Raw genomic sequence first — 8,406 nt, 5'->3', positions numbered from 1 at the left:
TATTCCAAACCTTGTAGTTAAGACTGGCCGGCTCGAGCTGGCCAGTTTGGTAAGTAATGTCAGGCGGTTTAATAGATGCTTGATAAAAATATAACGGAGTGCCGATTTTTAGCAGCACTCTGGCGAGCGTGGAGGGTGGCTCATGGCATTTCGATTACCAACGATGCTCGCAGTGTTGCTGAGCACGTCATTTCTATTACCTCTCTCGGCACTTTCAGAGGAGCTATGGTGATTTCTGGTGTATGGGAGGAGGTAGGAAGGGTGGCGTATCCTGTTGATTGATCACGACCAAGATCTCAATCAACATGAGTGGATACGCCATGACCGATTCTACCCTCCGGGCTCTTTCATAACCAGAACCCCCGGTCACTGACCCGCTGCACGAGCTGCTTCGTCAAGGTGCCCGTGACCTGATCGCCAAGGCCGTCGAGGCTGAACTGGCCACCTTCCTGGCACAGTACGCCGACCAGCGGCTCGATGATGGGCGCCAAGCGGTGGTCCGCAACGGCTACCTGCCCGAGCGCACCGTCCAGACCGGGGTCGGGGATGTCAGCGTGCAGGTGCCCAAGGTGCGCGACCGTAGCGGTGGTGGCGCTCGCTTCAACAGCAGTCTGCTGCCGCCCTACCTGAAGCGGGCCCGCAGCATCGAGGAGCTGATCCCCTGGCTCTACCTGAAGGGGATCTCTACCGGCGACTACCAGGAGGCTTTGGCGGCGCTGCTCGGCGACCAGGCCAAGGGTCTGTCGGCCAACACCGTGTCACGGCTCAAGAAGCAGTGGGAAGACGAGCATACCGAGTGGAGGAAGCGGGACCTCGCCGACCGACACTACGTCTACTGGTGGGCCGACGGTGTGTATAGCAACGTCCGCATGGGTGACCGCCTGTGCCTGCTGGTGATCATTGGCGTCACCGAGCAGGGCCGCAAGGAGCTGGTGGCCGTCGAGGACGGCTTTCGCGAGTCGGCGGCCAGTTGGGAGACCTTGCTGACAGGGCTACGAGAGCGTGGCCTGGCCCAGGCTCCCAAGCTGGCAGTGGGTGACGGTGCCATGGGGTTCTGGGCGGCGCTGAGCAAGATTTACCCGGAAACCGACCATCAGCGCTGCTGGGTCCACAAGACGGCCAACGTGCTGAACAAACTGCCAAAATCGGTGCAGCCCAAAGTCAAGGCGGACCTCCATGACATCTGGATGGCCGAGACCCGCGACGAGGCACGCAGGGCCTTCGATCGCACGGTGAAGCGTTTCGAGGCCAAGTACCCCAAGGCGATGGGGTGCCTGGCCAAGGACCAGGACGAGCTGCTGGCGTTTTACGACTACCCGGCAGAGCACTGGGTGCATATCCGCACCACCAACCCGATCGAGTCGACCTTCGCCACGGTCCGCTTGAGGACCAAGCGGAGCCGGAACTGCGGCTCCCGGGCGACGACCCTGGCGATGGTCTTCAAGCTGCTCCAGAGCGCCCAAAAGCGATGGAGGAGGATCAAGCACTTCCAAAAGCTGGAACTAGTCGTGAGCAACGTCAAGTTCCAAGACGGAGAGCAAGTAGCCGATCAATCAGACAGGAATGCGGCCTGACCGCCATCCACCAGATTTGACGATAACTCCTCTGTCACCTGCTTGACGGCTTCGATCTTGAATTCTTCAGTGTATCGTTGACGGCTCATGGGACCGCCTGGCTGCCTTCAGTATAAGGCCTGGAGGTGTCTACGAAACCCGGGGCGATTCACCCCTTAAGGCGAATCGAAAAACAACCACGCACAAGTCGAATTTGGCGGCCCTGGTCACCCTCTGGTCTGCTCGCTCCCTGGCAGCTTCGGACACCGGGCCGATGGTTCGCCGTAAGCTGACGAGGCGAAGGTGGATCGCGTCATCTAGTTCGAAGCGGGCGAGATGATGTTCGGACCTGAGGCATTGGCGGTCGCCTCGGAGAAACGGTAAAGTTCGAAATACACAATAGTGGTCACGTGTTCATCATTATTGACAGCGCGGCGGTCATGACATAGCCGAGGGTGAGCATGGCGACCATAAGCCTGATGCCTGCCGTGACCATAGCCCTGGCGAGGCTGCCACCCCGTTCGGACGGCACCCTAGGGGATAAGCCAACTGGAAGACGCCAGCAGCATACCCGGCCACTACGAAGCCGGCATGGTGGGAAAATCGACTTTAAGGGGTAAGTACGATGAAGCTGTTACTTCTCGAGGATGATGACTTGCTGGCAGAGAGCTTGTCAGAAACTCTGGAAGACAACGGCTACCGTGTTGATTCGGCTGCCACTGTTCAGGCAGCCGAGTCCTTGATGGAGACAGAGGATTATGCCCTAGCGATTCTTGACCTGGGGTTGCCGGACGGCTCAGGACTCGACTTGATCGCGCACTGGCGCTCTCAAGGGCGTCGCTTGCCTATACTGGCTCTTACCGCACGGGATACCTGGGAAGACAAAGTCGCTGGCCTGCGCCGAGGAGCCGATGATTACCTGACTAAGCCGTTTCACGAAGCAGAACTGTTGGCACGCCTGCATGCTATTTTGAGACGGCAGACAGGTCATTTGAATGCCATGCTCAACGTCAATGGTATACAGCTCGATGAGGAGAAACGTCAGGTCAGCACTGACGGGTGTCATTGGCAGCCGTTGACGGCGACGGAATTCCGGCTGTTGCGCTATCTGATGCATCATCCCGACCGCGTCTTGTCCAAGGCGCAACTGCTCGACCAACTCTACTCCCTAGAACAGGACGCTCCCGCCCTGAATCTGGTGGAGGTGTATATCGCTAAGCTACGACGCCGACTGGGCAAGCACACCATTCAGACCCGGCGCGGCCAGGGCTATTTCTTTGCGTCGCGTTGAGCGTCGCAGCCTGCTCTTCCGCCTGCTAGTCTTAGGGAATTAGCGCTAATCGTGGTAGGCGTGACCTGGCTGTTGCATGGCACCCCTGTTGCACGATCTGGCACGAAGCTTTCTTGATGAACGGTTGCGTATATGGGCAGAGCATACGCTGCTCCAGTTTCGCCAGAGGCAACTCTCGGCGCAATTATGGCAGGCGGGGAGTCCTGCCTTACAGGTTTTCCATCACCTCTAGGTGCTGGAGTTCTATGGTGAGATCACCACGTTGCATCCAAGCTGGCACGAAACGTTGGCGCCTTACCTAGGGGGCAAGGATGGAGCATTGGATATCCGTTTCCTCTGGCGAACGACGGGCCAGGACGCCACCTTTCCGGCCTGCAGGAGCAGATGGGCCACGCGGGACCGATCATCATTGGTACCGCCGAGCGCGAGCCGTTCCGCTTAGATCACGAGCTTGTGGTGTTGCTAACTGTCTGGACCTACGAAGATCCGGCCATGGTTTTTACGCAACCTGAAGACTGCCGAGGGCTATTACACCTCCAGAAACACACCATAACGGACTTCCTGGCCGACATGAGCTAGAACGGCTTACGGGAAACGGCCCTCACGCGTGCTATGTGGGCACGAATGCGCATGAGTTCGCTCGACATCGCCGACTGCATGTATACCTACTTGGTGAATGGCCAGGCGCCTGAGCAAAACTAGACGGATCTGTTCAAGCCGAGTGAGCAGCTACGCCTGAGGTTCATCAATGGCTCGGCAATGACTTACTTCGATGTGCGTATTCCGGGGTTGAAGAAGACGGTGGTTGCATTCGACCGCCAGCCCGTGCCGGTCGACGAATTCCGTATCGCCGGTGCTGAGATCTTTGACCTCATCGTGACTCCCGAGGCGGATTCGGCGAATACCGTATTCGCCGAATCCATGGCCCGCAGTGGCTTTACCCGAGCGACCTTCTGACGCTACAACGGTGACCGTCGGACATCCTTGAACTCGATTTTTTGAAGATCGACACGCGGCATTCCTTGAGGCAACACGAACTGGTCATGCCGGCAATGCGGTCCTTTTTCGCGCCACGTTTCAACATCCTCAGCGGTAGAAACGACCTCCACTAACACGCTTTGCTCGAAATCACCCGCACCCACACTGGGGTTCGGGGCCTCGGCATGGGCCAGAGCGAGTCCACTGAGCAGCGCTAGCAGTCCGAACAGCGAGAGCCTTGCCCACTTCACGGGAGTTTAAGACGCTTTGTGTTTGTATAAGCTGCGAGAGTGCATGGCGCATCGTGTCTGACACTGTGTGATTCATTCACCATAGCTCACTGGCATCTAATACCGCTTGATCGACATCAAGAGATATTCGCCTGTCAACCTGCGGACAGTGCTCTGGTGGCCGGGATGCGTACGGCATGGGATACTGGATGACCTTGACCTTTCCTCCCAGCCGACGCCCCGCGGCCTAGACGCAGCCTGGAGCATGGTAATCATTTAAAAGTGATAGATTGCGCTCAGGATCGTGCTGTAGTCGATGTCGCGGCGCCCGCCCACGGGAAACTGGTAGGCGGCACGCAACTCGACGGCATCAGTCACGCTGTAGCCTACCCCGAGCAGCGCCTCGAAGACGTGGCGTCCGGCCTGCTCGCCGCGCATCTCGCTACTGCCGATCAGTTCTGCCATCACCGTGGTCAGCCCCGACGGATAGTGGCCGGGCGTAACCTCGCCGTCGGCCATCGCGAAGAGCTGCGGCGCCCGGAAGGTGTAGGCGAGCCCGGCACCGTAGAAGAGCTCCACATCACCGCTGCTCAGCCCGTACCGGGTCCCGAGCTCGGTCTGCAGGGTCACCCAGTTGCCAAGATCAGACCAGGTCGTGATCGACGGGCCGAAGGCGTACTCATCGCCGTGGCCCATCGGGATTGCGAGCTTGAGGTTGGTCGAGAGCAGGAAGCGGGGGGCCTCGACCAGGAGAAAGCGCGGCGCGATCTTGAAATCCCCCAGCTCGGTCTCGGTTTCGCCTGCTTCGCGTTCACGCTCTAACTCCGCCTCCACCATCAGACCGATCCGGCGCGTGAAGGCCCACTCGAGCTCCACCTCCAACTCCTCCTCGATTGCGTGGGGCTCGCGCGTGTAGCGATAGACGAAGAAGAAATCCCGGTCGAGGTAGGCGGGCTCGAGATTGAACAGGTGCACGAACGGGGTACCTTCCCGGCTGTAGTGGCTGTGCACCCAAGGATCGAGCCAGCCTTCGGTCAGCGAGAAACCCAGGTACGGGAGGTACTCGGCCGTCGGCGCCGGAACCTCGCTCGCGCGTGGCGAAGCCGGTTCATGCGCCAGTGCGCTCTGAGCAGCCCCTGCCACAGCCAAGGCACCGAGCAGCGCCGGGACCAGGCATCGCTGAAGGTGGCGGGAAGTACGGGTGCCAGCCGGCTGCGGTCGCAGTAAGGCATTCGATGCGCTCATCCTTTGATTTTCCATCAGGTTCTTTCTCTCTTTTCACTGGAACGATATAACATTGCATTCCGTCGCTGCACCCACAGGTGAGCGAGCGCCCCGGCCCGAGGTTCACGCTAAGGGTGAACCTCGGGGTAACCCCGGAGCGAAAGGGTTCTTAAGTAGGCGTGCTCAATGATGGCCCTCGTGGCCCGGTCCACCGCGCGCGGGCGCCGCCTCGCGCGGCACGACATCAACCCCGTCGCGTCTGAGCTCCTCCTCGCGGGCAAGCCGCGCCTCGGTGCCTTCCGGGTTCTCGTACCAGCCCGGATCGACGTCGTAGCTTTCGAGCTCGTCGCGGACCTTGAGGATGGTCACCATGCCGCCCATGGTGATGTAGCCGCGCGGACCGCGCTTGCCCACCATGGGGATGCTGTTCTCCGGCACCCGCATGTGACCCGCCTCGACGTGGACCCCGTGATCCCCCATCCCCGTCTCGCCCATGGTCATGTAACCGGGCAGAATGCTCCGCATCCGCTCATCGAAATTTCCGCGCTCGAAGCCGATCATATTCGGGATGCCGTGGCCCATCTGGTTCATGATGTGATGGGTCATATGGCAGTGCAGCCCCCAGTCGCCCGGGTTGTCGGCGACGAACTCGATGGTGCGGGTCGAGCCTACCGGCATGATCACGGTGGTCTCCGGCCAGCGTCCGGCCTCAGGGATGACCCCACCGTCCGTTTCGACGACATCGAACTTATGGCCATGGATATGAATCGGATGGTGACTATCGGCGCTGAGGTTGGCGATCCGGATCCTAACTCGATCCCCCGTGCGCACCACCAGCGGCGCGGTACCGGGGAAGGCTTTGGCATTGATGGTAAAGATGTTAAGCGCCCCCATCTCGTTAGGATCCGGTCGTTCGGTGCCGGCGTGGATCGCCCACTCGCTCAGTAGCAGCGCGAAGTCGCGGTCCACCGGCCGGCGATCCGCCGCGCGCCGCGGATGCACGACCAGGGCCCCCATCATCCCCATCGCCATCTGCGTCATCTCGTCGTGATGCGAGTGGTACATCAGCATCCCGTGCTGATGGAAGGTCCATTCGTACTTGAAGGTCTCGCCCGGGCGGATCGGCGCTTGACTGAGCCCCGCCACACCGTCCATGCCGCTTGGCAGCAGCACACCGTGCCAGTGGATCGAGGTCTCGGCAGGCAGGCGGTTGGTGACGTAGATCCTCACCCGATCCCCCTCCACCGCCTCGATCGTCGGACCGTGCACGCGACCGTTGAAGCCCCAAACGTTCGCTTCGAGGCCCGGTGCGAACTCGTGGCGCACGGGCTCGGCGATAAGGTGGTAGACCTTGATCCCGTCGACCACGCGATACTCGAGGCTCACCCCGTTGGGCGTCACCACCGGCTGGTAGTCCTCCCCGCGCCGACCCGGCTCGAGCGGCGGTCGGGCCCAGGCCGGGCCATGTCCTGCCGCTGCTGCCTCCTGGGCGTTGACCTTGCCGGCATAGTGCAGCACGCCGGTGCCAGCAACGAGCGCCGCGCCCGCCCCTTTCAACATATTTCTACGCATCAAATCCATCGTTCAGTCCTCTGCAAGGGTCGTCAGTCGCGCCCGCCGGGCAGCCGGCCGGCAAGGATCTGATGAAGTTCGGCATCCGCTCGCCAGTAGCGGTAGAGCTCGTTGACGTATTGCTCGCCGAGCTCGATCTGCTGCTGGCGGGCGAGCAAGAGCTGCGGAACGCCGATCTGCATGGCGTTGTACTGAAGCTGCGACTCGCGGGTAATGCGCTCACGCAGCGGCAGGAGCAACTCTCGGATGAGCGCCACCCGCTGCGCGGCCAGTTGCCGGCGCAGGTAGGCCTCGCGAGTCACCGCCCTCACTTCGACTGCGCGGGCGACGTAGAGGTGCTGCTGACGGCCGATCTCCTCGCGCGCGGCGGCCCGCCGCGCTTGGCCGCGGTCGAACAGTGGTAGGCCGATCGAGATCTCCGGGCCGGCGGACCAATCGCCGCCGTCACGCTCGGCCTCGACACCCACCTCAAGCGCCGGTACGAGTGTCGTCGCGTTGACGATCCCTAACTGCTGGCCTAGCGCCTCGAGCTGTCGACGTGCGATCTGCAGATCGAGGCTGGCCTCGATTGCCCGCGCTTCGACCGCCTCGATCGGCGCGGGTTCTGCCGGCACTTCAGGTAGGCGGTCGGCAATCGTCCACGTCGTCTGCGGCCCCCACACGCCCATCAAGACATTCAGCCGCTCGCGCGCGGTGATCAGCTCCACCTCGGCCTCGGCTTGCGCCAGGCGCGCCTCCTCGTGCAGCGCCCGCTCCTCCGCGAGTGAGAGCGCGGTGATATTGCCCGCATCGCGAAGCCGCTGGGAGAAGTCCAGCGCAAGCCCGGTGGCCTGCACGATCTGCTCGCGCATCTCCAACCGCTGCTGGGCCGCCTGCACACCGTAGAAGGCCACGCGCGTGCGATAGGCATGATCCAACACAGCACCGGTCACCCGCTTCTTGGCCGCGTCGAACTGCGCCTCAGCAACCCGAGTTCGCAGCGGGATGTAGAACACCTCGAGAAAGCCCTGGCTCACGCCTAGCGTGAGCTCCGAGGAGCCGCCGTTGAGCGGGAAGAGCACGCCGGCGTTGAACACAGGATTCTGCAAGAGGCCCGCCCCCACGACTTCGGCCTGCGCCACGCCGAGATCGGCATAGACGGCTTGAAGGTTGCGGTTGTTGAGCAACGCGATTTGGACTGCCTCTTCGACGTTGAGCGCGTCGCGCTCGAGGATCTCACGAACCGCCGCGGCGACCTCTTGATCCTCTTCCGTGCCACGGATCCATTGAACCTCAGGCAGGCCAAGCTCCGCCGCCTCGGTACGGACTTCCGCGAAGCCAGCACGCGGCTCGATCGTGGCACAGCCTGCCAGTAGCACCAGGGCACCTGCGACGGACACTATCCGAATAACGGGTCGAGCCATAATTAGTGTCCTCCGTGGTTACGGTGGCCATCATGGTCCATGTCACCGTGGTCCATGTCACCGTGATCCATGTCGCCGTGATCCATGTCACCGTGATCCATGTCACCGTGGTCCATGTCACCGTGGTCCATGTCACCGTGGTCCATGTCACCGTG

6 protein-coding genes are annotated in these 8,406 nt (G+C 61.5%); 3 read left to right on the top strand and 3 right to left on the bottom strand.

What is annotated here, in order from left to right:
* The first annotated feature begins 377 nt into the window (after positions 1 to 377).
* From AC2VNO_RS12255 to AC2VNO_RS12245, 3 genes are all read left to right on the top strand, one after another.
* On the top strand, positions 378 to 1,574 hold the full coding sequence (locus AC2VNO_RS12255; RefSeq protein WP_486934375.1) for an IS256 family transposase: 1,197 nt from the start codon (positions 378 to 380) through the stop codon (positions 1,572 to 1,574).
* Positions 1,575 to 2,178: 604 nt separating this feature from the next.
* Complete coding sequence (locus tag AC2VNO_RS12250) at positions 2,179 to 2,844, top strand: response regulator transcription factor (protein WP_234245965.1); 666 nt, start codon at positions 2,179 to 2,181, stop codon at positions 2,842 to 2,844.
* Positions 2,845 to 3,552: 708 nt separating this feature from the next.
* Entirely contained in the window at positions 3,553 to 3,801 is a 249-nt protein-coding gene (locus AC2VNO_RS12245; RefSeq protein ID WP_255777370.1) for a cupredoxin domain-containing protein, read from the top strand.
* Between the two features lie 527 nt (positions 3,802 to 4,328).
* Here AC2VNO_RS12245 and AC2VNO_RS12240 read toward each other — a convergent pair.
* The 3 genes from AC2VNO_RS12240 to AC2VNO_RS12230 all read right to left on the bottom strand — a co-directional run bounded on the left by AC2VNO_RS12240 (position 4,329) and on the right by AC2VNO_RS12230 (position 8,251).
* On the bottom strand, positions 4,329 to 5,297 hold the full coding sequence (locus AC2VNO_RS12240; RefSeq protein WP_234245959.1) for a hypothetical protein: 969 nt from the start codon (positions 5,295 to 5,297) through the stop codon (positions 4,329 to 4,331).
* A 162-nt stretch (positions 5,298 to 5,459) separates the two neighbouring features.
* On the bottom strand, positions 5,460 to 6,857 hold the full coding sequence (locus tag AC2VNO_RS12235; protein WP_486934374.1) for a multicopper oxidase family protein: 1,398 nt from the start codon (positions 6,855 to 6,857) through the stop codon (positions 5,460 to 5,462).
* 23 nt (positions 6,858 to 6,880) lie between these two features.
* Entirely contained in the window at positions 6,881 to 8,251 is a 1,371-nt protein-coding gene (locus AC2VNO_RS12230; RefSeq protein ID WP_486934373.1) for a TolC family protein, read from the bottom strand.
* Positions 8,252 to 8,406: the final 155 nt, after the last annotated feature.

The sequence above is a fragment of the Halomonas sp. TH-94 genome, assembly GCF_057473365.1.
This window is presented reverse-complemented; position numbering and strand designations above follow the sequence as displayed.